Raw genomic sequence first — 527 nt, forward strand, 5'->3', positions numbered from 1 at the left:
CCTCGGAACAGTTACGGATCGCCCTTCTGCGCCAGAAGGTGATGGAACAGGATGCAGTCCTGCAACGGCGACAGCGCATAGATGTCTTCGACATTGGCGGTCCCGCCCGGCACCGTCTCGACAACCCGGTCGATCTCGGCCTGGCACAGCGCCGCCAGCGGCACCATCGCCGGTGTAATCGTCCGGCTCCGCGGGGTAATGCCATTGGGGGGCACCACCACCTCGCGGCTCCATCCCAGCTTGGCCGCGAAAGCCGCCAGCCGGGGATGTTCGAACAGGTCGCGGATCGCCGCGCCCAGGCCTAGGCGCCGCAGACGCTCCAGCAGCTTGACCGCCAGCAGCGAATGGCCGCCGGGCTCGAAGAAGCTGTCCTGCCGACCGACCTGTTCGACACCTAGCAGTTCCGCCCACAGGCCGGCAAGGATCGCTTCCACCTCGCCCTGCGGCGGCTCGTAAAGGCCACGCGCATAGGCTCCGCCCTCCGGCGCCGGCAGCGCCTTGCGGTCGAGCTTGCCGTTCGCGCTCAG

At 68.3% G+C, this 527-nt stretch carries 1 protein-coding gene; it reads right to left on the bottom strand.

Annotated features, from left to right (window positions below):
• Positions 1-11 precede the first annotated feature (11 nt).
• The coding region (locus tag KVT37_RS31820; RefSeq protein ID WP_217578967.1) for a phosphopantetheine-binding protein at positions 12-527 on the bottom strand (516 nt) is incomplete at its 5' end.

Origin of the sequence: Mesorhizobium sp. GbtcB19, from assembly GCF_019091085.1 — a bacterium.
GTDB lineage: Bacteria > Pseudomonadota > Alphaproteobacteria > Rhizobiales > Rhizobiaceae > Mesorhizobium.